Consider the following 25,925-nt stretch of genomic DNA (forward strand, 5'->3'; position numbering starts at 1 on the left):
ATCATGGCTGGAGTGCTGCGTACCCCGTTTCGCCTGTTCACGGCGGTGTGTGTGGCGCTCGCCGTGTCCTCTTGCGCTACCTTCGCCGAGCAGCCTCCCGCGAGCAGTTGGCAGGCGAACGCGCCGTTGACCCCTCAGGCTGCCCCCGAACCTGAGACTGGTGGCCGTAGCGGCGCGGTCGAGGGTGCACAGCCTGGCGGTGAGCCGACGAAGGTACCTCCGCCCGACGGGTGCAAGGACTTCCATCCGGCCGTATTGGCTACCTGCCTCGACACGGTTGTCGCCGTGGCAGCGCTACCTGGCGACGGTTCGAACCCGACCGCGTTGGTGGCAGAGCGCAAGACAGGGCGAATCCTGTTCGTGCGTAAGGACAACCAGCCGACCGTGTTCGCCACCGTCCCCGTTGACGCGTCCACAGACGGTGGGCTTACCGGTCTCGCGCTGTCTCCGACCTACGACGAGGACCAGCTGGTCTTCGCCTACATCACGACACCGACCGACAACCGCGTGGTCCGAATCGCGCCCGGTGACAAGCCGAAGCCCGTGCTCACCGGCATCCCCCGCGGCGCGACCGGCAACCGCGGCTCGCTGGCCCGCGACCACCGCGGCGCCCTCGTCCTCGCGACCGGGGACGCGGGTTCACCGACGGCCGCCGCCGACCCGAAGTCGCTCGCGGGCAAGGTCCTGCGGATCACCGGTGAGGGCAAGCCCGCGCCGGGCAACCCGACGGCGGGCAGCGCGGTGCTCGCGGCCGGGCTGCACGCGCCCGGCGGGATCTGCGCGTCGCTCGACGGCTCCCAGACCTGGGTGACCGACCGCACCGCGGCCGCGGACGTGCTCTACAAGGTGACGCCGGGCAAGCCGCTGAGCAGCCCCGCGTGGTCGTGGCCGGAGAAGCCGGGCGTGGCGGGCTGCGCGGCGACCTCGCAGCTGGTGTGGGTCGCGATGGCCACCGCGGGCCACCTCGAGAACCTCCCGCAGGCCCCCGACGGCACCTTCACCGGCAAACCCCAGATCGCCCTCGCCGCCCCGGACGGCTTCGGCAAGGTCGACGGCCTCGACCTGATGACCGAGCAGATCGCCATCGCGGGCACCACCAACCGCCAAACCGGCCCCACCGTCTCCAGCGACGACCGCGCCATCGCCATCCTCGTCCAACCCCAGGGCGGCGGCGGCGGAGCCGACTAGCTCCCTGACTCCCGAACGACTTGCCCCCGGCTTGCCGCTCGCCCTCGCTGCTCGAGCTCCTGGCCAGCGGTTGTGGCGCCTGTGGGTGACTTGAGTTCACCCGTTTCAGGGACAGAAGTTGTCCACATGTGGATCTTCGGGCGGCTGTTTCAAGATCTTCTGTCGGGGGGTGCCGGTAGAGTGGGACCTGGGACGCCCCCCGGAGAGGGTGGGGGTTGGGGCCGGACTGGCGCGGGCGCGCGAAGCGGGTTCGGTGGGGGTAAGAGCCCGGCGTGGGGCAACGGACTCGGTATGGGGCGAGAGAGCCGGTGTGGGGCTGTGGGGCCGGTGCGAGGTAGTGAGCCTGTGCGAGGTACGTGGGCGGGTGTGGGGGTTGGGGACGAGGTCTTGGGCTAGAGGTGGGGCGCGGTCCGGGGGGTGCGGGGCGGGCCAGTGGGGCGGGGGTGGTGTGGGGCGGTAGGTCAGCCTGCGGGGGCTGGAGGCTGGGTGCGGTCCGAGGGGTGCGGGACGGACCAGGGGGCCGGGGTGGTGTGGGGCGGTAGGTCAGCCTGTGGGGGTCGGAGGCTGGGCGCGGTCTGAGGGGTGTGGGGCAGACCAGCGGGGCCGGGAGTGGCGATAGAAGTGGCGTGGGGCAGGTCCTGCTGGGTTAGGGGGCCGGGTGGGGGCGCCTGCTCGGTCATGGGGCCGCGATGGCGTGGTTGTGTGGACTCAACTCAAGCCGGCGCGTTCGAGAGGCTGTGTGGGGGCAGGGCTGCGCGATGTGGGTTGGCCGGCATGGGACTTGCGAGGGCCGTTGATGGGGCAAGGCCGGGGGGCTGACCGCGGCGCGGAGGTTGGGGTGCAGGGGGCGTGGCGGGTGGTATCCCGCCGAGGCGGGGGGAGTCGGAAGGGGCCTTTGTGGAGTGTGGGGGTGGGGCGGACGTAGGGTGGGGTGGTGACCGTGACTGTGTTGGTGCCTGATGCGCACGGGGTTGCCGCTCTCTCTGCGGTGAGCGGGGTTCGGGTGGTCCAGTACGACCCGGATGACCTGCCCGTCGAGGCCGTGGACGCCGAGGTGTTGGTGCCGGGGTTCCTGTCGGCGGACAAGGTTCGGTTGGTGGGGCGGTTGCCGCGGCTTCGGTTGGTGCAGTTGTTGACCGCGGGGGCTGAGGCGTGGGTGGGGCAGTTGCCAGCGGACGTGATGTTGTCCACTTGCGGTGGGGCGCACGGGGGCAGTACCGCGGAGTGGGCGATGGCGGCGTTGTTGGCCGTCTACCGGGACATCCGGGAGTTCGAGGACAGTCGGCGGGCCGGGCGGTGGGATTCGCACCAGACGGAGACGTTGCAGGGCAAGCGGGTTCTCGTGGTGGGGGCGGGGGACCTCGGGCAGCAGATGCGGCGCAAGCTCGAAGCGTTCGACGCGCACGTGACGATGGTGGCCAACACCGCGCGTGACGGGGTGCGGGGCGTTCACGAACTGCCGGAGTTGTTGCCGGAGCACGACGCCGTGGTGTTGATGGTGCCGATGACCGCGGCGACGCGTCATCTCGTTGATCGAGACTTCCTGGCGAAGCTGCCCGACCGCGCCGTGGTGGTCAACGCCGCGCGCGGGCCGGTGGTGGACACCGAGGCGCTGCTCGTGGAGTTGACTTCCGGCAGGCTCCGGGCGGCGCTGGACGTCACCGATCCCGAGCCGTTGCCGGAAGGCCACCCGCTGTGGACGGCGCCCGGGCTGCTGCTCACCCCCCACGTCGCGGGTAGTTGCACCGGCGTGCACGAGCGCGCCTACAAGGTCGTCGCCGCGCAGGTCGAGCGGTACGTACGGGGCGAGAAGCCCGCGAACCTGGTGCTCGGCGACTACTAGGCGCCAGCTGAATCCCCTGGGCAGCGCCTGATTGATCGGCGGGGGGTTGACCCATCGCTTACTGTGCGGGCGTGAGTACCGAAGACGACCGCCCGCGCCAGAGCGGCGGATACGCGGACAGCGGCTATTTCACGCCGTCGGAGAGCAAGTACCCGGCGACCCCCACCAGCGGTGACGACATCCACGGCAGCGGTGCCACCACCACGGCCCTGCCGCGTCCCACCGACAGCGACTACGACAGCGGGCACGGCGGCCGGGAGGAGGTGCTCGACCCCCAGCCGCACGCCTGGCACCTTGGCGCCGACCTCGGGCTGTTCGTGCTGCGGGTCACCCTGGGCGCGTTGTTCGTCGGCCACGGCCTGCAGAAGGTCTTCGGCCTGCTCGAGGGCCCGGGGATCGACGGTTTCGCCAAGGCGCTCGCCGCGCTCGGGTTCCAGCAGGCCACCTGGCTGTCCTGGATCACCGGGTTCACCGAGCTCGGCGCCGGTGCCCTGCTCATCCTCGGCTTGTTCACCCCGGCGGCCGCGGCGGCGGTGCTCGGTGTCATGGCCAACGCCATCTGGGTGCGGGTCGACATCGACCTGTTCGCGGGTGGCGTCGAACTGGAGGCGATCTACGCGGCCGCGGCGTTCGCGCTGCTGTTCGCCGGGGCGGGCCGGATCTCCCTCGACCGCAACACCCCGTGGCTGCGCCGGGCTCCGGCGTTCGGCTTCATCTTCCTCATCATCGCCGCGGGGCTGAGCGTGGTCACGCTCGTCGTCCTGCGCTGACCCGGCTCCGCGCACAAGCGAGAAGGCCCCCGCCACACCAGGTGACGGGGGCCTTCGCGTGTCCGACTAGCGGCTCGGGTCGCGGACCGCGCCGGTGGAGGCGTCGGTCGCCATCCGCGCGTAGGCGCGCAGCGCGTTGGTCACCTGCCGCACCCGGTCCACCGGCTGCCACGGCCGTTCCCGCGCGTCCATCTTCGCCCGCCGCTCGGCCAGCACCTCCGGTGCCACCAGCAGTTCCAGGGTCCGCTCGTGCACGTCGATGCGGATCTGGTCGCCGTCCTCGACCAGCCCGATCGTGCCGCCGCCCGCCGCCTCCGGTGAGACGTGCCCGATCGAGAGCCCGGACGAGCCACCGGAGAACCGGCCGTCGGTGATCAGCGCGCACTTCTTGCCCAGGCCGGAACCCTTGAGGAACGCCGTGGGGTGCAGCATCTCCTGCATGCCCGGCCCACCGGCGGGACCCTCGTAGCGCACCACCAGGACCTCGCCCGGCTGGATCTTCTTGCCCAGGATCACCGACACCGCCTGCTCCTGGCTCTCCACGACCCGCGCGGGGCCCTGGAAGACGAACAGGTCCTCGTCGATGCCCGCGGACTTGATGACCGCGCCGCGCTCGGCCAGGTTCCCGTGCAGCACCGCCAGTCCACCGTCGGCGGTGTGCTTGTGGTCGAAGTCGCGGATGCAGCCGCCCGCCGCGTCGGTGTCGAGCGACGACCACCGGTTCGACGTGGAGAACGCCTTGGTGGTGCGGACCCCGCCCGGCGCGGCGTGGAACAGCTCGACCGCCTCGGCCGTCGGGCTCGCCGCGCGGATGTCCCAATCGGACAGCCACTGCGCGAGCGAGGTGCTGTGCACCGACGCCACGTCCTCGTTGAGCAGCCCGGCCCGCCACAGCTCACCGAGGATGGCCGGGATGCCGCCCGCCCGGTGCACGTCCTCCATGTGGTAGTCGGAGTTCGGCGACACCTTCGACAGGCACGGCACCTTGCGGGAGATCGCGTCGATGTCGGCGAGGGTGAAGTCGACCTCGCCCTCCTGCGCCGCGGCGAGCACGTGCAGCACCGTGTTCGTCGACCCGCCCATCGCCATGTCCAGCGCCATCGCGTTCTCGAACGCGGCCCGGTTGGCGATCGTGCGCGGCAGCGCCGACTCGTCGTCTTGCTCGTACCAGCGCTTGCACAGCTCGACGACCGTGGTCCCCGCGCGGGAGAACAGGTCCCGGCGCGCGGCGTGCGTGGCCAGCGTGGAACCGTTGCCGGGCAGCGCGAGCCCGAGCGCCTCGGTGAGGCAGTTCATCGAGTTCGCGGTGAACATGCCGGAGCAGGATCCGCAGGTCGGGCAGGCGGAGCGCTCCACCTCGTCGAGCGCGGCGGCGTCGACCGTGCTGTTGGCGGAGGCGGCGATGGTGGTGATCAGGTCGGACGAGGGGTGCGCGACCCCGCCGACCACGACCGCCTTGCCCGCCTCCATCGGTCCACCCGAGACGAACACCACCGGGATGTTGATCCGCATGGCCGCGTTGAGCATGCCCGGGGTGATCTTGTCGCAGTTGGAGATGCACACCAGCGCGTCGGCCTGGTGGGCGTTGACCATGTACTCCACCGAGTCGGCGATGATCTCGCGCGAGGGCAGCGAGTACAGCATCCCGCTGTGGCCCATGGCGATGCCGTCGTCGACGGCGATGGTGTGGAACTCGCGCGCCACCCCACCGGCGGCGGTGATGGCCTCGGCCACGATGTCGCCGAGGTCGCGCAGGTGCACGTGCCCCGGCACGAACTGGGTGTAGGAGTTGGCGATCGCGATGATCGGCTTGCCGAAGTCGCTGTCGGTCATGCCGGTCGCACGCCACAGCGAGCGGGCACCGGCGGCGTTGCGACCGTGCGTGGTGGTGCGGGAGCGCAGCGCGGGCACGGCTCCTCCAATGGTCGACGTGTGCGGGTCTGACTGCGTGGTACTACCTGGCGGACGCCCGTGGTGCGGGGTCGGCCTGGGAGTGGGGAGCGGTGTCGCCCAGGCTACTCCGGTTCGGCCGCGCGGCGTCCCGTGTCTTCGGTGACCTTCTCGGCGCCGGGGTCGGCGCCGGGGTTGGTGGTGGCGCTCGCGGTGGTGGAATCCGCGGTCGCGTCCGGGACCACCTCGTCCACCACCTGGCCCTCGGGCTCGTCGGCGGGTCCGCCGTCGCCGAGGCCCACGCTGGGGTCGTCCAGCCTGCCCCCGCTGATCAGGGCCAACGCGGGCAGGTGACGCGCCCTGACGTGCGGCAGCCCGATCTCGGTCTCGTCGTAGCGCACCGCGGCCACCCGGCCCTTGGCGTCGATCCGCAACCCCTTGAGCAGGGTCCAGGCCAGCGCGTGCGTGCTGACCACCTCGCGCACCACCAACCCGTTCGAGTCGGCTGTGGTGCGCACGCGTAACACCCAGACCACCAGCGCGATGGGGATGACGTACACGGCGACCAGGCCCGGCGCGGCGAACGCGAACGGGGTCGCGCAGATCGCGAACAGGAGCGCGGCCAGCACGGCGATGCCGGGTACGCGGAAGACCAGCCGGGACGGCACTTGCTGCTGCTCAGACACCCTTAGATGGTGCACCCGCGGTGCCCGCCAGCCGCCTCCGGGTCCCGAATCACAGTCCACCATCCGGGAGCACCGTCCCGCAGAGTTGACGCTCTACCCCGAACGCACTAGCGTCTGCGACGTGCCAGCTCACTCCATTCTCGTACTCCCGCCGCGCGTTCGACGCTGACGGAAGTTCCCGACGTCGAACGCGCGACCCTCGTGCGACCCCTGTGGTCGACGGGGGTTTTTTCGTGTCCAGGCCCGTACTCGCACCACCGATAGTCCGACTTCCCAGCAATCGCCCCGGATCCCGTAGAGCCCCACGAGAACACTTCGACCCACGAGGCAGAACCGATGACCAGCGCACCATCGCGGCCCACCCCGGCCGCAGCGAACCCTGGGACGGCCGCCGCCACCGCGCAGCCTGCCCGGCCCAAGCCCGCGCCGCCGACCGGAACCCCCGTTCGGGTGACCGGAGCGCAGTCGCTCGTCCGCTCGCTTGAGGCCGTCGGCGTCGAGATCGTGTTCGGCATCCCCGGCGGCACGATCCTGCCCGCCTACGACCCGCTGCTCGACTCGACCAAGCTGCGCCACGTGCTGGTCCGCCACGAGCAGGGCGCGGGCCACGCGGCGACCGGGTACGCGCAGGCCACCGGCAAGGTCGGCGTGTGCATGGCCACCTCGGGCCCCGGCGCGACCAACCTGGTGACCCCGCTGGCGGACGCCAACATGGACTCGGTGCCGATCGTGGCCATCACCGGCCAGCAGACCCGCGGCCTGATCGGCACCGACGCCTTCCAGGAAGCCGACATCTGCGGCATCACGCTGCCGATCACCAAGCACAACTTCCTGGTCACCGACCCCGCCGACATCCCGCGCACCATCGCCGAGGCGTTCCACCTGGCCAAGACCGGCAGACCGGGTCCGGTGCTGGTCGACATCCCCAAGGACGTGCTGCAGGAGACCACCTCCTTCAGCTGGCCGCCCGAGCTGCGGCTGCCCGGCTACCGGCCGACCACCCGCCCGCACGGCAAGCAGGTCCGCGAGGCCGCCAAGCTGCTCTGCGCGGCCAAGCGCCCGGTCCTCTACGTCGGCGGCGGCGTGATCAAGGCAGACGCCTCCGCCGAGCTGCTGGAGCTCGCCGAGCTGACCGGCATCCCGGTGGTCACCACCCTGATGGCGCGCGGCGCGTTCCCCGACTCGCACCGCCAGCACCTGGGTATGCCCGGCATGCACGGCACCGTGCCCGCGGTCGGCGCGATGCAGCGCTCGGATCTGCTGGTGGCGCTGGGCGCCCGGTTCGACGACCGGGTCACCGGCGTGCTGGACAGCTTCGCCCCCGACGCCGCGATCGTGCACGCCGACATCGACCCCGCCGAGATCTCCAAGAACCGCCGCGCCGACGTGCCGATCGTGGGCGACTGCAAGGAGATCCTGGTCGAGCTGATCGCCGCGGTGAAGGCCGAGCGGGCCAACGGCGCCGCCGACATCACCGCGTGGTGGACGCTGCTCGACGAGTGGCGCGGGACGTTCCCGCTCGGTTACGAGTGGCCCAGCGACGGAACCCTGTCCCCCCAGTACGTCATCGAGCGCATCGGCGCCATCGCCGGGCCCGAGGCCGTCTACACCGCGGGCGTCGGACAGCACCAGATGTGGGCCGCGCAACACGTCCGCTACGAGAACCCGCGCACCTGGCTCAACTCCGGCGGCCTGGGCACCATGGGCTACGCCGTGCCCGCCGCCATGGGCGCCAAGTTCGGCAGGCCGGAGGCGGTGGTCTGGGCCATCGACGGCGACGGCTGCTTCCAGATGACCAACCAGGAACTGGCCACCTGCGCCATCGAGGGCGCGCCGATCAAGGTCGCGGTCATCAACAACGGCAACCTCGGCATGGTCCGGCAGTGGCAGAACCTGTTCTACAGCGAGCGCTACTCGCAGACCGACCTGGGCACCCACAAGCACCGCATCCCCGACTTCACCCTGCTCGCCGAGGCGCTGGGCTGCGCGGGCCTGCGCTGCGAGACCAGGGACGAGGTCGACGCGGTGATCCACCGGGCGATGGCCATCAACGACCGCCCGGTCGTGGTGGACTTCGTGGTCGGCAAGGACGCCCAGGTGTGGCCGATGGTCGCCTCCGGCACCGGCAACGACCACATCATGGCCGCCCGCGGCATCCGGCCGCTGTTCGACGAAGCGTGACCCGGCGGACCAGACAGGACTGAGCCCATGACCAAACACACCCTCAGCGTGCTGGTGGAGAACAAGCCGGGCGTGCTGGCCCGGGTCGCCGGGTTGTTCTCCCGGCGCGGGTTCAACATCGACTCCCTCGCCGTCGGCCCGACCGAGCACCCCGACGTGTCCAGGATGACCATCGTGGTCGCCGTCGAGGACCTGCCGCTCGAACAGGTCACCAAGCAGCTCAACAAGCTGATCAACGTGATCAAGATCGTCGAGCTCGAGGCCACCGCCGCGGTGCGCCGCGAACTGCTGCTGGTCAAGGTCCGCGCCGACGCCACCGTGCGCAGCCAGGTCCTGGAGACCGTGCAGTTGTTCCGCGCCAAGGTGGTCGACGTCTCCCCGGAGGCGCTGACCATCGAGGCCACCGGCACCGCGGACAAGATAGAGGCACTGCTGCGCATGCTGGAGCCCTACGGCGTCCGCGAGATGGTGCAGTCCGGCATGGTCGCCATCGGCCGAGGTCCGCGCTCCATCACCGCGACCGCCGTCCGCTAGTGACACTCCCCCCGCCACCCACCCCCTCGTCCCCGCCCGGCATCGTTCCCGGCCTGGCGAGCCGACCGCCGCGTGGCGTCGAGAACCCCGGTCACACCTCAGAAAGGTAGTCATCACCCCATGTCCGTCGAGATCTTCTATGACGCCGACGCCGACCTCGGCATCATCCAGGGCCGCAAGGTCGCCGTCATCGGCTACGGCAGCCAGGGCCACGCGCACGCGCTGAGCCTGCGCGACTCCGGTGTGGACGTCCGCATCGGACTGCCCGAGGGGTCCAAGTCCCGCGCCAAGGCCGAGGAGCAGGGCCTGCGGGTGCTCACCCCGGCCGAGGCGTCCGCCGAGGCCGACCTGATCATGATCCTGGCGCCGGACACCAAGCAGCGCTTCATCTACACCGACGACATCGAGCCGAACCTCAACGACGGCGACGCGATCTTCTTCGGGCACGGCTTCAACATCCGCTACGACCTGATCAAGCCGCCCGCCAACGTCGACGTCGCCATGGTCGCCCCCAAGGGCCCCGGCCACCTCGTGCGCCGCCAGTTCGTCGACGGCAAGGGCGTTCCCGCGCTCATCGCCGTGCACCAGGACGCCACCGGCGGCGCGCAGGCACTCGCCCTGTCCTACGCCGCGGCCATCGGCGGTGCCCGCGCGGGCGTCATCAAGACGACGTTCACCGAGGAGACCGAGACCGACCTGTTCGGCGAGCAGGCCGTGCTCTGCGGCGGCGCGTCCGCGCTGGTGCAGACCGGCTTCGAGGTGCTGACCGAGGCGGGCTACGCCCCGGAGATCGCCTACTTCGAGGTGCTGCACGAGCTCAAGCTGATCGTCGACCTGATGTACGAGGGCGGCATCGCCCGGCAGCGCTACTCGGTGTCCGACACCGCCGAGTACGGCGATCTCACCCGCGGCCCGCGCGTGATCACCCCCGCGGTCAAGGCGGAGATGAAGAAGATCCTGGGCGAGATCCAGGACGGCACCTTCGCCCGCGAGTGGGTGGCCGAGGACGAGAGCGGCCGGGCGAACTACCACCGGCTCCAGGAGGAGGGCGCGAAGCACCCGATCGAGGAGACCGGGGCCAAGCTGCGCGGCCTGATGTCCTGGGTGGACCGCCCGATCACCGAGACGGCCTGACACAAAGCGGAATCGAGGAGGGGACGGTGTCCGATTCCTGGGCACCGGTCCCCTCCCCTTCTTTTTCAGAAATCCGGCTCGATGCCCAACGTGATCAGGGCCGCAGGCGCCAGTTCCGGGGCGAACGAGTAGCCGGGGAAACCGCCCCAGCGGACCGACTCCCGCAGGTACCCGACCAGCGTGACACCCTCGCGGCCCGCGACACCGCGCAACACCGGGTCGGCGACCAGCGACGGCAGCACCAGGTCCTGGGTGCCGCCGGGCACGTTCGCCTTCTTGCGCTCGTCCGGCGCCATCGGGAAGACGAACCCGGGCTCGCCGCCGTACTCGTCCCAGTCCGCGGCGAGGGTGTAGGCGCTGGGCAGGCACAACGGGTCCGGGTACTCGGGTCCAGGCGGTTGCCCCCGGGGCACCGGCTCCAGGTGGTAGCTCAGCAGCAGCGCCTCGCAGTCGCCTGCGAACCACACCCGGCCGACCCGGCGCAGGCACGCCTCCAGCGCGAAGGGCAGGCCGACCTTGTCCGCCAGGGAGTCCGCGAGCGCGATGGCGCCCTCGGTCGGCGGCTCGTGCGGCTCCACCCCGTCCGCCGACACCCAGCCCAGTTCCGGCAGCGCCGCGGCGATCCGCGCCACGTCCTGCCCGACCCGGATCATCGTCTCGTCGGCGACGGCGGCCACGTCCTCGGCCAGTGCGTCGGGCACCGGGCCCAGGGCGCGCAACTCCTCCCACACCGCGACCCGCTCGCCCCGCAGGTAGCGCCGGAAGTACGAACTCACCCGGGTCACGTTACGCACCGCGACCGGTCCGGGACGCCAGCGACACGGTGCGTGCGGGCGCGCTGGTGGCCTGCGGTATACCTGATCCCCGGCAGGAACCCCGCCACCCCCACCGAGGAGACGTGATGGACAGCGCACCCATCTACGACGACAAGGCCGAGATCCGCGGCAACCTGGACCTGGCCAAGGCCGAGTGGCAGCGCGCCGCCGAGCCCGACGCCGACCCCGACGGCGAGTACGTCGAGATCGCCTTCGTGCCGCACGACGACGGCAAGACCTACATCGCCATGCGCAACTCCAAGTTCACCGGCCCCGACGACACGGTCCTGGTCTTCACCGAGTCGGAGTGGGACGCCTTCGTCGAGGGCGCCAAGGCCGGGGAGTTCGACGAGCCGTGGTGACCCCACCCGGCGAGGACCCCGGCCAACCCACCCGGCCCCCCACCCCGGTCTGGATCCCCCCGGAAGCCCTCGCCGCGGCCGCGGACACCACCGCCCCACCACCCGATCACCCCACCCCGGCGGCAGCCGACGCCGACCCGCCCGCGGCCCCGAGCTCCGGGTCCGCGGCGACAGGGCACCCGAGCGGACCGCCCGCGATCGACCGCGGCGCGGCACGACCGACGACCGGCCCCGCCACCGCGTCGCCCACTGGTGAACGCCGTGGGCCACCGCCCGCGTACGACCGCGCGGGTGACCTGCCGACCACCGCACCCGCGGCGGCGGGTGGTCCTGCGGGCGCGCCGTTCGCTGCTGACGGGACCGCTTCGTCCGCCCCGGGTGGCGGCGACCAGTCCTCGCGTTCGTCTGACCGCGTGGCGCCGTCGGGGTCGGTTGGCTCGGCGAGCGGGCCTTCCGCGGTCGAGCGTGCCGCGCTTGCGCGTGTGCCGGACCAGGTCGCGGTGCCGCCGTCCGAGGCGCCGGGCTTCGTGTCCGAGGACGAGCCGGGGCGGACCGAGGCGATCCAGCACCCCATAGTCGCCCTTCGCCGGGCGCCACCGCCGGGGTGGTCGGCCGCGTCGGGTGCTACCCCGGGGACGCTTCCCGCGCCTGAACCCGGGCCGCGGGGCGGTCATTCGGGCCGATTGCCCGTGGTGCCCGCGCCGAACGACACCGGTCGGCAGCCGCCGGTGAATCGCGGTCAGGTGCCTGGGCGGCCGGGCAACGCCGGGCCTGTGGCGCCGTCTCCGCCGCCGCAGGTGTCGGGGCAGCGGCCCGCGCCTTCCGGGCAGTTCCAGGCTCCCGCGCACACCACCGGGCCACGGTCGGTGCCCGGTGGTTCGGTGCCCGGTGGTGCTGTGCGGCAACCGGTTCCGCCGCCGATGGGCAGGCCACCGGGGGCGGTGTCGCAGCCGCTCCCGGCTCAGGCGCCACCTCCAGGCCCTGTGCAGCCTGCTTCTCCGGTGCGGCAGCCGGTTCTCGCGGAGCAGTCCGCTCCGGCGCGACCGCCCCATCCCGGCCAGCAGGCCCCTCCTGTGCAGCAGGCCCTTTCCACGCGGCAGCAGCGTTCCGGGCAGCAGCCCTCTCCCGTGCAACCTCTCCCTCCCGCTCGGCCGACCTCGCCTGCGCATCAGCCGCATTCCGCGCAGCCCTCGTCCGGGCAGCAGCCCTCTCCCGCGCAGTCGGTCCATCCCGCGCAGCAGGCCCTTCCTGCTCAGCAGCTGCATTCCGCGCAGCCGACCTCTCCTGCGCAACCGTTCCCTCCCGCCCAGCTGCCCCCGCCTGCGCGGCCGCCGCACCAGACGGGACAGCCGCACCAGACGGGACAGCCGCATCAGGCGGGGCAGTCGCATCAGACCGGGCCGCAGCCGGTGTTGCCGCCTGCTGGACCGCCAGATGCGTCGCGGCCCGGGTTTCGGCCGGTTGCTCCGCCTCGCCCCGATATGTCCAGTCCTGCTTTTCCTCCGGTAGCGCCACCTCGTCCCGGTGCGTCGAGCGGCGGCTTCTCGGCGGTGGTCCCACCTCGCCCGCTCGCACCGCCGCGTCCAGCGCCGACTCCAGCACCGCCGAGGAACAACCCCACGGTCGCGTTGTCGCGCCAGGAGCCGCCCGCGGGGTTCCCGCCGCTCGCCCAGGTGCCGCCACCGGTGGAGTTCGGGCAGGGGGGTTTCGGGCCGACCGGGTCCGGTGGGTACCCGACCGGCAGCACCCCCGTGCCGCTGCGCGCGGCCCAGCCCGATGACCTGCCCACCGTCAAGGACCAGGTGCGCAAGCGGCCCGCCTACCTGGTCGAGGGTGATGACGACGAGATGTTCGGCAACGACGAGTTCACCGCGCCCCCGGTCATCGGTGAGTGATCACGGGTGGCGAAACACTGCCATGTCACCTGCCTCACCCTCGGGTTGAACGGTTCAGTGACCCGCCTAGACTGAGCTGCCTTGGGTTACAGCGCCGTAACCACGTCCCTCGCCGAGCCAGCCCAGGAGCCGCAGCGTGACCAGTACGAGCCGCCCCGTCGTCCTCATCGCCGAGAAGCTCGCGCCGTCCGTGCTGGAGGTGTTCGGCGCGGAGTTCGACGTCCGCCAGGTCGACGGCACCGACCGCCCCGCGTTGTTGGCCGCGGTGTCCGGCGCGGACGCGCTGCTGGTGCGTTCGGCCACCCAGGTCGACGCCGAGGTGCTCAAGGCGACCGACACGCTCAAGGTGGTGGCCCGCGCCGGGGTCGGCCTCGACAACGTCGACGTGCCCGCCGCGACCGACCGGGGGGTGCTGGTCGTCAACGCGCCCACCTCCAACATCGTCTCCGCCGCCGAGCACGCCGTCGCGCTGCTGCTCGCGGTGGCCCGGCAGATCCCGGCCGCGAACCAGACGCTGCAGGACCGGACCTGGAAGCGCGGCGCGTTCTCCGGTGTGGAGCTGCTCGGCAAGACCGTCGGCGTCGTCGGCCTCGGCAAGATCGGGCAGCTGTTCGCCCAGCGCCTGGCCGGGTTCGGCACCACCCTCATCGCCTACGACCCGTACGCCTCCGCCGCGCGCGCCGCGCAGTTGGGCATCGAGCTGGTCGAGCTCGACGAGCTGCTGGCCCGCGCCGACGTCATCTCCGTGCACCTGCCCAAGACCCCGGAGACCAAGGGCCTGATCAACGCCGACGCGCTGGCCAAGACCAAGCGCGGCGTGCTCATCGTCAACGCCGCCCGCGGTGGTCTGATCGACGAGGACGCGCTGGTCGACGCGGTGCGCAGCGGCCAGGTCGGCGGCGCGGGCGTGGACGTGTTCACCCAGGAGCCGACCACCGAGAGCGTGCTGTTCGGCGTGCCGGGCATCGTCGTGACCCCGCACCTGGGCGCCTCCACCAGCGAGGCCCAGGACCGCGCGGGCACCGACGTGGCGCACTCGGTGCGGCTGGCGCTGCGCGGCGACTTCGTCCCGGACGCGGTCAACGTGGCCGGTGGCGCGGTCAACGTGGCCGGTGGCGCCGTCGGCGAGGAGGTCCGCCCGTACCTGCCGCTGGTGCAGAAGCTGGGCACCGTGCTCTCCGCGCTCGGCGGCAAGGCGCCCACCTCGATCACCGTGCTCGTCCGCGGCGAACTGTCCACTGAGGACGTCTCGATCCTGCCGCTCGCCGCGCTGCGCGGGGTGTTCGCCGGCATCGTCGAGGACCAGGTGACGTTCGTGAACGCGCCGCGGCTCGCCGAGACCCTCGGGGTGACCGTCGAGGTCGCCAAGGAGAGCGAGAGCCTCAACCACCGCAGCGTGGTGACCCTGCGCGGGGTGTACCCGGACGCCTCGGTGGTGACAGTCAGCGGCACCCTGTCCGGCCTCGGCCAGGTGGAGAAGCTCGTCGAGGTGCACGGCCGGTCCTTCGACCTGCGCGCCGAGGGCGTGGTGCTGCTGCTGGAGTACCCGGAGCGCCCCGGCGTGATGGGCACCGTCGGCACCCTGCTCGGCGAGACCGGCATCAACATCGACGCCGCGCAGATCAGCCAGACCTCCGGCGGCGACGCGGTGATGCTGCTGCGGGTGGACCGCGTCGTCGACCAGTCGGTGCTGGAGTCCATCGGCGCCTCGGTCGGCGCCACCCTTGTCCGTTCGGTCGACTTCGGCTGAGCGGCCCCGCCTGCTTGAGCCCGGGGAGCACAGTGCGCTCCGTCGACTTCGGCTGAGCGGCCCGGCCTGCTTGAGCCCGGGGAGCACAGTTCGCTCGGTCGACTTCGGCTGAGCGCGGCTCACTTACCACCGGTGCCGCGGCGCGCCGGTCGTCCACGGGCTGGGATGCCCGCTACGCGGTGAACGGTGCCCGGATCGGTTGGTCGACAACCGATCCGGGCACCGTTCGTGTCAGCCGGGGGGCGTTGTGACCACGAATCGCCACCCAGAGGGGTGGCGAGATGCGGCGACCGGACGACTTCCCGGTAGCCTTCCCTCGACTACCAGGCCCTGACAGTTCGGGCCGATATCCGGGAGGTGTGTGCATGCGGCTCGCGGTGATCCCAGGTGACGGGATCGGGCCGGAAGTGATCGCCGAGGCACTGAAGGTGCTCGGTGAGGTCGTTCCGACCGCGGAGATCACCCGATACGACCTCGGCGCGGCGCGGTGGCACGCGACCGGGGAGCTGCTGCCGGAGTCCGTGCTCGCCGAGTTGCGCGAGCACGACGCGATCCTGCTCGGCGCGGTCGGGGACCCCTCGGTGCCCAGCGGCATCCTCGAGCGCGGCCTGCTGCTGCGGCTGCGCTTCGAGCTCGACCACCACGTGAACCTGCGCCCGGCGCGCCTCTACCCCGGCGTGAAGAGCCCGATCGTCGACCCCGGCGAGATCGACATGATCGTCGTCAGGGAGGGGACCGAAGGTCTTTACGCAGGCAACGGTGGACTGTTGCGAAAGGACACTCCGCACGAGATCGCCACCGAGGTGAGCGTCAACACCTCCTTCGGCGTCGAGCGGGTGGTGCGCGACGCGTTCACCCGCGCCTCCGCCCGTCCCCGCAAGCACCTCACGCTCGTCCACAAGACGAACGTGCTGACCCACGCGGGATCGCTGTGGTCGCGCGTGGTGGAGGAGGTGTCGCTGCAGCACCCCGACGTGACGGTGGCCTACCAGCACGTCGACGCGACCACCATCCACATGGTCACCGACCCGACCAGGTTCGACGTGATCGTCACCGACAACCTGTTCGGCGACATCCTCACCGACCTGGCCGCGGCCGTGACCGGGGGCATCGGGTTGGCCGCCAGCGGCAACCTCGACATCACCCGGCGCAACCCGAGCATGTTCGAGCCGGTGCACGGCAGCGCGCCGGACATCGCGGGCCAGGGCATCGCCGACCCGACCGCCGCCGTGCTGTCGGTGGCGCTGCTGCTCGACCACCTCGGCGAGGTGGAGGCGGCCAGGCGCATCGAGGCGTCGGTCGCCTTCGACCTGGCCACCCGCGACCACGGCTCGCCCGGCGGCACGTTCGCCATCGGCGACCGGCTGGCCGCACTGGTCTCGTCGAACGTCAAGACGAGCTAGAGGAGCACTCGTGCGACGGCCGCCCCGGTTCCCCCGGGGCGGCCGTCGGCGTTTGCGGCCACTAACCGCTCCCAGGAACTGGGACGCGGGGTCCGTGGAGTGGACCGAGGCGAGTCCACTGTGCCACTATCGGTGCATGGCTTCCGTTGTCATCATTATTGACCGGCGCGCTGGGTAGCTCCTCTTCCGAGCCCAGCGCGCAGACCTCTCGCACCTTCGCGGGGGGTCTTTTTGTTTGCCAGGAATCCCCACCGGCGACTTGTCCCCACCCGCCTACCCAAGAACCCGGCACCAAGGAGCGCAGCACCGTGACCAGCCCAGCCCGATCGGTTCCCGCGGGCACCCCGCTCGGCGACACCTTCCACGTCTACGACACGACCCTGCGCGACGGCGCCCAGCGGGAGGGCATCTCCTACTCGGTGACCGACAAGCTGGCCGTGGCGCGGCTGCTGGACGGGCTCGGCGTCGGGTTCATCGAGGGCGGCTGGCCGGGCGCGATGCCCAAGGACACCGAGTTCTTCGCCCGTGCCGCGGCGGGGGAGCTGGACCTGCGCCACGCCGCGCTCGTCGCGTTCGGCTCGACCAGGCGCGCGGGCAGCACCGCCGCGCAGGACCCGCAGGTGCGCGGCCTGCTCGACTCCCAGGCGCCGGTGGTCACCCTGGTGGCCAAGTCCGACCGCAGGCACATCGAGCGCGCGCTGCGCACCGACGTGGCCGAGGCGGTGGCCATGGTGCGCGACACCGTGGCGTTCCTGGTCGCCGAGGGCCGCAGGGTGTTCCTCGACGCCGAGCACTTCTTCGACGGCTACGCCTTCGACCCCGACACCTCGCTGCGGGTCCTCACCGCCGCGGTGGAGTCCGGCGCGGACGTGGCCGTGCTGTGCGACACCAACGGCGGCCAGTTGCCGCTGGGCCTCGCCGAGACCGTCGGCGAGGTCATCGCCCGCACCGGGTTCCGGGTGGGCATCCACTGCCAGGACGACACGTCCTGCGCGGTGGCCAACAGCGTCGCGGCTGTGCAGGCTGGCGCGAGCCACGTCCAGTGCACCGCGAACGGCTACGGCGAACGGGCTGGCAACGCCGACCTGTTCGCCGTCATCGGCAATCTCGTGACCAAGCTCGGCATCGAGGCGTTGCCCACCGGCGCGCTCGCCGAGCTGACCCGGGTCTCCCATGCCCTTGCCGAGATCGCCAACATCGCACCCGACACCCACCAGGCATACGTCGGGTCGTCGGCCTTCGCCCACAAGGCGGGCCTGCACGCGAGCGCGATCAAGGTCGACCCGGTGCTCTACAACCACCTCGATCCGGTCACCGTCGGCAACGACATGCGGGTCCTGGTCACCGAGATGGCCGGTCGGGCCAGCCTCGAGCTCAAGGGACACGAGCTCGGGGTTGACCTGGCTGGCAGGCCGCAAGCCGTCACCAACGCGCTGCGCAAGGTCAAGGACCTCGAGGCCCGCGGCTGGTCGTTCGAGGCGGCGGACGCCTCCTTCGAACTGCTGCTGCGCGAGGAGATCGCGGGCATCGACCCCACCGAGGTCGACCCGGTCACCCCGTTCGAACTGGAGTCCTACCGGGTCATCCTCGACCACGACCGCGACGGCTCGGTGGTGTCCGAGGCGACGGTGAAGGTCAGGGTCAACGGGCAGCGGGTCATCGCGACCGCGGAGGGCAACGGCCCGGTGCACGCACTCGACGCCGCGCTGCGCACGGCGCTGTCGCCACACCTGCCGTGGCTCGACGAGGTGGAACTCACCGACTACAAGGTCCGCATCCTCACCTCCGGCGGCGGCCCCCGCGGCACCGACCACGGCACCGACGCCGTCACCAGGGTCCTGGTCCAGTCCTCCGACCGCGAACGCGAGTGGACCACCGTCGGCGTCCACGGCAACATCGTCGAGGCGAGCTGGTTGGCCCTGTGCGACGCCCTGGCCCACAAGGCGATGCGCGTGCGCGCCACCCTCTCTTCCTGAGCCGCGGAACCGGCCTCGGCGGTGGGGCCTAGGGTGTGGGTGTGCGTATCGCTCGAATTGCCCATCCTGATGGCGTCGCGTTTGTCACTGTCGAGGGGGATGAGGGGGCCGAGGTCGCCGCCGAGGTCGCTGAGCACCCGTTCGGCAAGCCCACGTTCACCGGGCGGCGGTGGCCGCTGGCCGACACCAGGTTGCTGGCGCCGATCCTGCCGAGCAAGGTCGTCTGCGTCGGCAAGAACTACGCCGACCACGCGAAGGAGATGGGTGGGCAGGCACCGGCCAACCCGGTCATCTTCCTCAAGCCCTCCACCACGGTGATCGGGCCGGGCGCGGCGATCAAGCTGCCCGCCGACTCGTCGCGGGTGGACTTCGAAGGGGAGTTGGCGGTGGTCATCGGGATGCCGTGCCGGGACGTGCCCGCCGCGCGGGCCAAGGACGTCGTCCTCGGCTACACCATCGCCAACGACGTCACCGCGCGCGACCAGCAGCACGCCGACGGCCAGTGGACCAGGGCGAAGGGGCACGACACGTTCTGCCCGCTCGGCCCGTGGATCAGCACGGGCGTCGACGCCGACGACCTGCGCCTGCGCACCAGCGTCGACGGCGAGCTCAAGCAGGACTCGCGCACCTCGCTGCTGCTGCACGACATCCCCACCGTCATCGAGTGGGTCTCGCGCGTCATGACCCTGCTGCCCGGTGACGTCATCCTCACCGGCACCCCGGCAGGCGTCGGCCCGATCACCGCGGGCCAGCAGGTCTCGGTCTCCATCGAGGGCCTCGGCACCCTCACCAACCCCGTCGCCAACCGCTGACCACCAGGCTCGGCCACGCACCCTGGTGCCAACTACCCCCCCGCCCACCACCCCCAGCCAGGACCCGCAGTCACCCGTCCGGGTGGATTTCAGGTCAGCTCGCTGGGCGCTTGGCGAAGGCCGGGGTCGACTCGGTGATCACGCCGCGGCCGACCAGCTGCGCTGGCAGCCACTGCAGCAGCGGCACCCGCGCCATCACCCGCAGCGCCAGCGGCGGCTTGGTCGACCCGGCGATGTCGACCCGGCCCTCCAGCGCGGGACGCAGCGCCTTCTCGTGGATGACCCGCTGCATGGTCTGCACCAGCACCGTCGGCACCAGCCGCCTGCGCCGCACCCGCGCCAGGTCCGAAGTGGACACCGTGCCCGCGCGCAGCGGCCCGGCCAGCACCGCCGCGGCGGCCACCGCGTCCTGCACCGCCAGGTTGATCCCGACCCCGCCCGCCGGTGACATCGCGTGCGCCGCGTCACCGATGCAGAGCAATCCGTCGACGTGCCAGCGGGTGAGCCGGTCCAGCTTCACGTCCAGCGTCTTCACCTCGTCCCACGAGCCCACCGCGTCGACCCGGTCGGCCAGCCACGGCTGGACCTCGGCCATGTCCCGCATCAGGTCGGTCACCGGGCCCTTGCGCGCCACCGGGTCCGAGCCCTTGGCGATCAGGGTCGCCACCTGCCAGTAGTCGCCGCGGTCGATCAGCACGCTCGCCCGCCGCCTGCTCAGCACCGGCACGATGCCCTCGGGGTCGCCGTCCGCGCGCGGCAGCCGGAACCACCACACGTCCATCGGCGTGGTGTACGACTTGGGCACCAGGTGCGCCTCGGCGCGCAGCCGCGAACCCCGCCCGTCGCAGGCGATCACCAGGTCGGCCTCGACCGCGCCGGTGTCGCCGTCGCTGGTGCGGTAGTCGACGCCGGTGACCTTGCGGCCGCTCCAGCGCAGCCCGACGGCCTCGGTGTTGCGGCGCAGCGCGAAGGTGGGTTCCTCGGCCGCCGCGCCCGCGAGCAGGTCGAGCAGGTCCCACTGCGGGACCATCGCGATGTGGTTGTTCGGGCCGCGCAGCGCCTTGAGGTCGGCCACCCGCAGCGCGCCGCCGCGGAAGGGCACCTGCACCTGCTCGACGAGCCGGTGCGGCAGCGCGCGGAACGCCGGTCCCAGGCCGAGGTCGTCGAGCAGGTCGAGCGTGGGCGGGTGGACCGTGTCGCCGCGGAAGTCGCGCAGGAAGTCCGCGTGCTTCTCCAGCACCGTCACCTCGACACCGCCGCGCGCCAGCAGCAGCCCCAGCACCATCCCCGCGGGCCCACCGCCGACCACGCACGCCGTCGTCCTCGTTGTTCCTCCCATGACCCCTCCCCGATTTCAACACTGGTTGAATAAGATGAGCATGCACCCGCCGCGCCCGGCGGTCAAGCGGGATCGGCTGTTCGGGTCAACCGCCGCGCGGACCAGGGCGGGTGGCCGGGAAGTGTCCACCCGCGACGCGCCTGCGCCCACCGGTCGTCACCTCGACGACCGAGGTGACCGGACGGGCGCACTCAATGGCCACAGTGGACAGTGGTGGCGGCGCGGAGTCGGCCGCTTCCTTTGGGTGACCGCGCTGGTGGCGACCCCCGATCCGGCCGCGGCGCGAACCGGGCACCCCGGTGGGTCTGGACAGCCAAGCGGCACAAGGCTTTCGGCCCTGTCCGCGCGGGCGGGCCACCCCGTACAGTGTCCGCACCAGGTCGGGGTCGCGGAGTTGGCCGAGGGTGATCGCCCTCTCACCCGATTGCCCGGCGGGCGCCGCGTAACGAGTGCGGACCGCGGCGCGATGAACGAGGATTTGGCTCTGTACCGCGGGCTTCGCGCTTGACCGTGTCAGAAGCCCAAACATCACCTGGGCAGACGAATCGGCGGGCGCGCCAGGAGATCTAGCCTCGCTGGATGACTTCCGCGCTCGTGCCAGCACCGTCCACATCAGCCGGTCCTGGGCGGGTGGTGGCCAACAGCGGGCACGAGCCGCCGACGATCGACGCGATCTGCCTCGACATCGACGACACCCTGATCGACTTCACCGGCTCGGCCCGCTCCGCGCTCTCGGTGGTGATCGGCTCGGTCCCGATCGACCGGGTCCCGGTCGGCGGCGACGACCTGTGGCCCGCCTGGCAGCGGGTCACCGAGGAGCACAGCGCCCTGTGCGTGGCAGGCGCGCTCGACTACGACGCGATGCGCCACGCCCGCACCAAGGCGTTCCTCGCCGACCTCGGCCGCGACCTCGACGACGACACCGTCGCCGCGCTCGAGGACCGCCGCCTCGCCCAGATGAGCCGGGCCTGGCGCCCCTTCCCCGACGTGGTGCCCTGCCTGGACTGGCTGCGCGCCGCCGGCCTGCGCCTCGCCGCCGTCACCAACGCCTCCGGCCCCCGCCAGCGCGAGCGCCTCGCGAGCCTCGGCCTGGCGCGCTTCTTCGACGCCGTCGTCAGCGCGGGCGAACTCGGCACCGCCAAACCGGACCCCGTGATCTTCCACACCGCCTGCGACCGACTCGGCGTCACCCCCGCCACCACCGCCCACATCGGCGACCGCCTCGACCACGACGCCCAGGGCGCCCGCGACGCCGGCCTGCACGGCATCTGGCTCGACCGGGCCAACACCCCCGCCCCGCCCACCCCCGGCATCCCCGTCATCGACACCCTCGCCGACCTGCCCGCCCTCCTGGTCACCGAGTACCGCACACCCACCGTGACCAGCACCTCCACCCTCCCCGTCCCCCGACGGTAGGGGTCGATTTCTCGATCACCGGGGTTGTGGTCTAACATCTTCTCCGGCACGCAGGAACGCCCTGGACCCCCGCGGGACCAGCGCAACTCGGCGAGCCATTGGGGTATGGTGTAATTGGCAGCACGACTGATTCTGGTTCAGTTAGTCTAGGTTCGAGTCCTGGTACCCCAGCCAGAGAGACAAAAGATCACCCTGCTAGAGTCTCTCCCGGCGGAAACGCCCAGCACCACCAGTTCCACCCAACTGAATACGGAAAGTTCCTGGCCCCGTCGTCTAGCGGCCTAGGACGCCGCCCTCTCAAGGCGGTAGCGCGGGTTCGAATCCCGTCGGGGCTACGTACGAGATGGAAGAGACCTGCTCGGATGCGGTGTATCCTCGCGGGTCTCTTCCGTCATTACACCTGGGGGGCGACCCCCCAGACCCCCACGGTGCGGTGGTTGGGGGTGCGGGGTCGGGCTGGTGGATGTGGGTCTAGGGCCTAAAGATCACAAGGGCAGGGCTTCGCCTGCCCGCTGGGGTGTTGGTTGAGGGTGCTGCTCGGAGTTATCGGTCTCGACTGGTAGAGGCTTGGCGACGTTGGCCCCCATGCCCCCACCACGGTCGTTTGTCCGAAGGTGGCCCTCTCAGACGTTGACCCTCACGTGCCCGTCTTAACGTTGGCCCCCACGCCCCCGCCACAGTCGCTTGTCCGAAGGTGCCCCTCTCAGACGTTGGCCCCAACGTGCCCCTCACAGGCGTTGGTCCCCACGTGCCCCTCCCAAACGTTGGCCCGAAACCGCTCCTCGGATCCGCTGGTGCCAGGCTGGCTCGATGGGGCGGACTTGTTTTGTGTGGGGAAGCAGTGCCAGTAGCGTCGTTCACGCGGCAGGGCCTGCTTTTGGGCCCCTGCTTTGTGGTTCTGCCACGGGTGCTGTCGGGGCCCCGCGCAAAACGAGTTCGCCGCATCGAGCAAAGCTCGAAACTCGCGTCCAGGCCAATGCCGAAGGCGAGGCGGCACCCTCGCGATGCCGAAGGCGAGCAGTGTCCCTTGCCCCACACAAAGAGAAACGCCTGCGGGGGCGAGCCGCAGGCGTGGGGGTTGGGGGAGAAGGTGAAGCCTAGAGCCGGTTCTGGAGGGCGTCTGCGGCGGCCAGCAGATCTGCTGCCCAGCGGGAACCCGGTCGACGCCCCATCCGATCAATGGGCCCGGACACCGAGACGGCCGCCACCACCGCCCCCGAGGCATCCCGCACCGGCGCGGAAACACTAGCCACGCCGGGTTCGCGCTCGGCCACACTCTGGGCCCAGCCGCGGCGGCGGACCTCCAGCAGCGCGCGCTCACCGAAGACAGCGTCGGCCAGCAGGCTGCGCTGGGTCGCCGGATCGGCCCACGCCGCCAGGACCTTCGCGCCGGAACCGGCGGTCATCGGCAGCCGCGCGCCGACCGGGACGGTGTCGCGCAGACCACTGGGCGGCTCGGCGGAGCACACGCAGATCCGGTGTAGACCATCGCGGCGGTAGAGCTGCACGCTCTCGCCGGTGCGGTCGCGCAGCCGGGGGAGCACGGCCGTCGCCGCGTCGAGCAACGGGTCGGTCGCGCCGCCCGCCAACTCGGCCAGCGCGGCCCCCGGCCGCCACCTGCCGTCGCTTCCCCTGCGCAGCAGGCGATGCACCTCGAGGCCGACCGCGAGCCGGTGCGCCGTCGCCCGCGGCAGGCCGGTCTTGACGCACAGCTCCGCCAGCCCGCAGGGCTCCTTCGCGACCGCCTGCAGTACGGCCATTGCCTTGTCCAGAACTCCGATGCCGCTATGCTGTCCCACGTCTCGATACTACTTTCCCGTTATGTGGGAAGTCCAGTCCGTGGGAAGCAGTGGTGATCAGCGGTGGTCAGAACACTCGCCGAGAAGGTGTGGGACCGGCACGTCGTGCGCAGGGGCAGCGGTGCCGAACCCGACCTGCTCTACATCGACCTGCACCTCGTGCACGAGGTGACCAGCCCGCAAGCCTTCGAGGGTCTTCGCCTGGCCGGGCGGCCGGTGCGCAGGCCAGACCTGACGATAGCGACCGAGGACCACAACGTCCCGACGGTTGGGATCGACCTCCCGATCGCTGATCCGGTGTCGCGCACCCAGGTCGACACGCTGCGCCGCAACTGCGCGGAGTTCGGCGTGCGGCTGCACCCGATGGGCGATGCGGAACAGGGCATCGTGCACGTCGTCGGCCCGCAGCTCGGCCTGACCCAGCCCGGGATGACGGTGGTGTGCGGCGACAGCCACACCTCCACCCACGGCGCGTTCGGCGCGCTGGCGTTCGGGATCGGCACCTCCGAGGTCGAGCACGTGATGGCGACCCAGACGCTGCCGTTGCGGCCCTTCAAGACCATGGCGGTCACCATCACCGGCGAGCTGCGCCCGGGTGTCACCGCCAAGGACGTCATCCTCGCCGTCATCGCCAAGATCGGCACCGGCGGCGGGCAGGGCTACGTGCTGGAGTACCGCGGCGAGGCCATCGAGAAGCTGTCGATGGAAGCCAGGATGACCGTGTGCAACATGTCCATCGAGGCGGGCGCGCGGGCCGGGATGATCGCCCCCGACGACACCACCTTCGCCTACCTCAAGGGCCGCCCGCACGCGCCGAGCGGCGAACTGTGGGACACCGCCGTCGCCGACTGGCGCGGGCTGCGCACCGACGAGGGCGCCGTCTTCGACGCCGAGGTCGTGCTCGACGCCGACGAGCTGACCCCGTTCGTCACCTGGGGCACCAACCCCGGCCAGGGCCTGCCGCTCTCGGCGCGGGTGCCCGACCCCGAGCAGATCGTCGACGAGAACGAGCGGGTGGCCGCGGAGAAGGCCCTGTCGTACATGGACCTCGTCCCGGGCACCCCGCTGCGGGAGATCTCCGTCGACACCGTCTTCCTCGGCTCCTGCACCAACGGCCGCATCGAGGACCTGCGCGCCGCCGCCGACGTGCTGCGCGGCCACCAGGTCGCCGACGGGGTGCGGATGCTCGTGGTGCCCGGGTCGATGCGGGTCAAGGCGCAGGCGGAGGCCGAGGGCCTGCACGAGGTGTTCCTCGCCGCGGGCGCCGAGTGGCGGCAGGCGGGCTGCTCGATGTGCCTGGGCATGAACCCCGACCAGCTCGCCCCGGGCGAGCGCAGCGCGTCCACATCGAACCGCAACTTCGAGGGCAGGCAGGGCAAGGGCGGGCGCACCCACCTGGTGTCGCCGCTGGTGGCGGCCGCGACCGCGGTGCTCGGCACCCTGTCATCACCGGAAGACCTGGTCACCGCGGGTGCGGCCACCGCCGCGGCAGCAGAGAACTGAGGGGTAGCACTGATGGAGCCGTTCACCACCCACACCGGCGTCGGGGTGCCGCTGCGCCGGTCCAACGTGGACACCGACCAGATCATCCCGGCGGTCTACCTCAAGCGGGTCACCCGCACCGGGTTCGAGGACGGGCTGTTCGCCGCGTGGCGCTCCGACGAGCACTTCGTGCTCAACCAGGAGCCCTACCGGGCGGGCAGCGTGCTGGTCGCCGGTCCGGACTTCGGTACCGGGTCCTCCCGCGAGCACGCGGTCTGGGCGCTGTCGGACTACGGGTTCCGGGCCGTGCTCTCCACCCGCTTCGCCGACATCTTCCGCGGCAACTCGGGCAAGGCGGGCCTGCTGGCCGCCCAACTGGAGCAGTCCGACATCGAACTGTTGTGGAAGTTGCTCGAAACCGAGCCGGGCACGGAGGTCACCGTCGACCTGCGGGAGAAGACCGTCCGCGCCAAGGACTTCACCGCGCCGTTCGCGGTGGACGACTACACCCGCTGGCGGCTGCTCGAGGGCCTCGACGACATCGGCCTGACACTGCGCGAAGTGGCCGCGATCGACGAGTTCGAGCAGGCCAGGGCCGATTACCTGCCTGTCACAACGCCCCTGGCCTGACCCGGCGCGAGCCGGTTCGC

20 protein-coding genes and 2 tRNA genes are annotated in these 25,925 nt (G+C 71.5%); 17 read left to right on the forward strand and 5 right to left on the reverse strand.

Features of this window, described 5'->3' with window-relative positions:
- Window positions 1-285 precede the first annotated feature (285 nt).
- The 3 genes from CLV68_RS24305 to CLV68_RS24315 all read left to right on the forward strand — a co-directional run bounded on the left by CLV68_RS24305 (window position 286) and on the right by CLV68_RS24315 (window position 3,801).
- Entirely contained in the window at window positions 286-1,188 is a 903-nt protein-coding gene (locus CLV68_RS24305; protein WP_342772804.1) for a PQQ-dependent sugar dehydrogenase, read from the forward strand.
- 934 nt (window positions 1,189-2,122) lie between these two features.
- On the forward strand, window positions 2,123-3,031 hold the full coding sequence (locus tag CLV68_RS24310; RefSeq protein WP_121393396.1) for a 2-hydroxyacid dehydrogenase: 909 nt from the start codon (window positions 2,123-2,125) through the stop codon (window positions 3,029-3,031).
- 71 nt (window positions 3,032-3,102) lie between these two features.
- Window positions 3,103-3,801, forward strand: coding sequence for a DoxX family protein (locus tag CLV68_RS24315; protein WP_170224553.1), 699 nt, complete (start codon window positions 3,103-3,105; stop codon window positions 3,799-3,801).
- A 66-nt stretch (window positions 3,802-3,867) separates the two neighbouring features.
- Here the strand turns inward: CLV68_RS24315 and ilvD are convergent, their stop codons facing one another.
- Together ilvD and CLV68_RS24325 are read right to left on the reverse strand one after the other, a co-directional pair.
- Window positions 3,868-5,712, reverse strand: coding sequence for a dihydroxy-acid dehydratase (gene ilvD / locus CLV68_RS24320; protein WP_121393213.1), 1,845 nt, complete (start codon window positions 5,710-5,712; stop codon window positions 3,868-3,870).
- A gap of 104 nt (window positions 5,713-5,816) precedes the next feature.
- Window positions 5,817-6,377 (reverse strand): PH domain-containing protein, encoded by a 561-nt coding sequence (locus tag CLV68_RS24325; RefSeq protein WP_170224554.1) that lies wholly within the window; start codon window positions 6,375-6,377, stop codon window positions 5,817-5,819.
- A gap of 336 nt (window positions 6,378-6,713) precedes the next feature.
- Here CLV68_RS24325 and CLV68_RS24330 point away from each other — a divergent pair, with 336 nt between their 5' ends.
- The 3 genes from CLV68_RS24330 to ilvC all read left to right on the forward strand — a co-directional run bounded on the left by CLV68_RS24330 (window position 6,714) and on the right by ilvC (window position 10,226).
- Window positions 6,714-8,558: an acetolactate synthase large subunit gene (locus CLV68_RS24330; RefSeq protein ID WP_121393215.1), complete on the forward strand. Its 1,845-nt coding sequence runs from the start codon at window positions 6,714-6,716 to the stop codon at window positions 8,556-8,558.
- A 27-nt stretch (window positions 8,559-8,585) separates the two neighbouring features.
- On the forward strand, window positions 8,586-9,092 hold the full coding sequence (ilvN, locus tag CLV68_RS24335) for an acetolactate synthase small subunit (protein WP_092776687.1): 507 nt from the start codon (window positions 8,586-8,588) through the stop codon (window positions 9,090-9,092).
- A gap of 120 nt (window positions 9,093-9,212) precedes the next feature.
- Window positions 9,213-10,226 carry a ketol-acid reductoisomerase gene (gene ilvC, locus CLV68_RS24340; protein WP_121393216.1) on the forward strand — a complete coding sequence of 338 codons (1,014 nt, stop codon included), beginning with the start codon at window positions 9,213-9,215 and terminating at the stop codon, window positions 10,224-10,226.
- Window positions 10,227-10,291: 65 nt separating this feature from the next.
- Here the strand turns inward: ilvC and CLV68_RS24345 are convergent, their stop codons facing one another.
- Window positions 10,292-11,002 carry a hypothetical protein gene (locus tag CLV68_RS24345; protein ID WP_147460147.1) on the reverse strand — a complete coding sequence of 237 codons (711 nt, stop codon included), beginning with the start codon at window positions 11,000-11,002 and terminating at the stop codon, window positions 10,292-10,294.
- 125 nt (window positions 11,003-11,127) lie between these two features.
- Here CLV68_RS24345 and CLV68_RS24350 point away from each other — a divergent pair, with 125 nt between their 5' ends.
- From CLV68_RS24350 to CLV68_RS24380, 6 genes are all read left to right on the forward strand, one after another.
- Complete coding sequence (locus CLV68_RS24350) at window positions 11,128-11,403, forward strand: DUF397 domain-containing protein (RefSeq protein ID WP_092776682.1); 276 nt, start codon at window positions 11,128-11,130, stop codon at window positions 11,401-11,403.
- Window positions 11,404-13,088: 1,685 nt separating this feature from the next.
- A complete protein-coding gene (locus CLV68_RS24360; protein WP_147460148.1) occupies window positions 13,089-13,298 on the forward strand; it encodes a hypothetical protein in 210 nt (69 codons plus the stop codon).
- Between the two features lie 136 nt (window positions 13,299-13,434).
- Window positions 13,435-15,048 (forward strand): phosphoglycerate dehydrogenase, encoded by a 1,614-nt coding sequence (gene serA / locus CLV68_RS24365; RefSeq protein ID WP_121393220.1) that lies wholly within the window; start codon window positions 13,435-13,437, stop codon window positions 15,046-15,048.
- A 365-nt stretch (window positions 15,049-15,413) separates the two neighbouring features.
- Window positions 15,414-16,451 (forward strand): 3-isopropylmalate dehydrogenase, encoded by a 1,038-nt coding sequence (locus CLV68_RS24370; RefSeq protein WP_121393221.1) that lies wholly within the window; start codon window positions 15,414-15,416, stop codon window positions 16,449-16,451.
- A gap of 308 nt (window positions 16,452-16,759) precedes the next feature.
- Window positions 16,760-18,427 (forward strand): citramalate synthase, encoded by a 1,668-nt coding sequence (cimA, locus tag CLV68_RS24375; protein WP_121393222.1) that lies wholly within the window; start codon window positions 16,760-16,762, stop codon window positions 18,425-18,427.
- 41 nt (window positions 18,428-18,468) lie between these two features.
- Window positions 18,469-19,239: a fumarylacetoacetate hydrolase family protein gene (locus CLV68_RS24380; protein WP_121393397.1), complete on the forward strand. Its 771-nt coding sequence runs from the start codon at window positions 18,469-18,471 to the stop codon at window positions 19,237-19,239.
- A gap of 94 nt (window positions 19,240-19,333) precedes the next feature.
- Here CLV68_RS24380 and CLV68_RS24385 read toward each other — a convergent pair whose 3' ends face one another.
- Complete coding sequence (locus CLV68_RS24385; protein WP_121393223.1) at window positions 19,334-20,578, reverse strand: FAD-dependent oxidoreductase; 1,245 nt, start codon at window positions 20,576-20,578, stop codon at window positions 19,334-19,336.
- A gap of 579 nt (window positions 20,579-21,157) precedes the next feature.
- Between CLV68_RS24385 and CLV68_RS24390 the strand changes: the two genes are divergently transcribed.
- The 3 genes from CLV68_RS24390 to CLV68_RS24400 all read left to right on the forward strand — a co-directional run bounded on the left by CLV68_RS24390 (window position 21,158) and on the right by CLV68_RS24400 (window position 22,329).
- Window positions 21,158-21,994 (forward strand): HAD family hydrolase, encoded by an 837-nt coding sequence (locus CLV68_RS24390; protein ID WP_121393224.1) that lies wholly within the window; start codon window positions 21,158-21,160, stop codon window positions 21,992-21,994.
- A gap of 99 nt (window positions 21,995-22,093) precedes the next feature.
- Window positions 22,094-22,168, forward strand: a tRNA-Gln gene (locus CLV68_RS24395).
- Window positions 22,169-22,256: 88 nt separating this feature from the next.
- Window positions 22,257-22,329: transfer RNA gene (locus tag CLV68_RS24400), tRNA-Glu, on the forward strand.
- A gap of 762 nt (window positions 22,330-23,091) precedes the next feature.
- On the opposite strand, the gene CLV68_RS24405 is transcribed toward CLV68_RS24400, so the two are convergent.
- Entirely contained in the window at window positions 23,092-23,793 is a 702-nt protein-coding gene (locus tag CLV68_RS24405) for an IclR family transcriptional regulator (protein WP_177215510.1), read from the reverse strand.
- A gap of 63 nt (window positions 23,794-23,856) precedes the next feature.
- On the opposite strand from CLV68_RS24405, the gene leuC reads away from it, so the two are divergent.
- Entirely contained in the window at window positions 23,857-25,296 is a 1,440-nt protein-coding gene (gene leuC, locus CLV68_RS24410) for a 3-isopropylmalate dehydratase large subunit (protein WP_121393225.1), read from the forward strand.
- A 12-nt stretch (window positions 25,297-25,308) separates the two neighbouring features.
- Entirely contained in the window at window positions 25,309-25,905 is a 597-nt protein-coding gene (gene leuD, locus CLV68_RS24415; RefSeq protein WP_121393226.1) for a 3-isopropylmalate dehydratase small subunit, read from the forward strand.
- The last annotated feature ends 20 nt before the right edge of the window (window positions 25,906-25,925 follow it).

This window comes from Actinokineospora cianjurensis (assembly GCF_003663795.1).
GTDB lineage: Bacteria > Actinomycetota > Actinomycetes > Mycobacteriales > Pseudonocardiaceae > Actinokineospora > Actinokineospora terrae.

What these genes read in the sequence shown, in the direction of transcription:
- CLV68_RS24330 (WP_121393215.1), top strand. Translation starts at nt 6,714, where the DNA reads ATGACCAGCGCACCATCGCGGCCCACCCCGGCCGCAGCGAACCCTGGG.
- ilvN (WP_092776687.1), top strand. Translation starts at nt 8,586, where the DNA reads ATGACCAAACACACCCTCAGCGTGCTGGTGGAGAACAAGCCGGGCGTG.
- ilvC (WP_121393216.1), top strand. Translation starts at nt 9,213, where the DNA reads ATGTCCGTCGAGATCTTCTATGACGCCGACGCCGACCTCGGCATCATC.
- CLV68_RS24350 (WP_092776682.1), top strand. Translation starts at nt 11,128, where the DNA reads ATGGACAGCGCACCCATCTACGACGACAAGGCCGAGATCCGCGGCAAC.
- CLV68_RS24370 (WP_121393221.1), top strand. Translation starts at nt 15,414, where the DNA reads ATGCGGCTCGCGGTGATCCCAGGTGACGGGATCGGGCCGGAAGTGATC.
- CLV68_RS24385 (WP_121393223.1), bottom strand. Translation starts at nt 20,578, where the DNA reads ATGGGAGGAACAACGAGGACGACGGCGTGCGTGGTCGGCGGTGGGCCC.
- CLV68_RS24390 (WP_121393224.1), top strand. Translation starts at nt 21,158, where the DNA reads ATGACTTCCGCGCTCGTGCCAGCACCGTCCACATCAGCCGGTCCTGGG.
- leuD (WP_121393226.1), top strand. Translation starts at nt 25,309, where the DNA reads ATGGAGCCGTTCACCACCCACACCGGCGTCGGGGTGCCGCTGCGCCGG.